Annotated in this window: 1 protein-coding gene; it reads left to right on the forward strand. The window is 68.8% G+C overall.

The window, feature by feature from the left end; translation table 11 throughout:
• A partial coding sequence (locus QMX96_RS26800; RefSeq protein WP_282362735.1) for an AMP-binding protein occupies positions 1-285 on the forward strand: 285 nt, incomplete at both ends.

Raw genomic sequence — 285 nt, forward strand, 5'->3', positions numbered from 1 at the left:
CCAGCCAGCGCTGCCTCCATGAACTGATCGAAGCCCAGGCTGCGCGTGCGCCGGGCTCCATCGCGCTGACCCTGGGTGACGCCCAGCTCAGCTACCGCGAACTCAACGAACGCGCCAACCAGATGGCCCATGCGTTGATTGCCCAGGGCATCGGGCCAGAGGTGCTGGTGGGCCTGGCCTGCGAGCGCAGCCTGGAGATGGTGGTCGGCCTGCTGGCGATCCTCAAGGCTGGCGGCGCCTATGTGCCACTGGACCCGGCGTACCCCGAGGACCGCCTGGCCTACA

It is taken from the genome of Pseudomonas sp. PS01300, from assembly GCF_029960155.1.
GTDB lineage: Bacteria > Pseudomonadota > Gammaproteobacteria > Pseudomonadales > Pseudomonadaceae > Aquipseudomonas > Aquipseudomonas palmensis.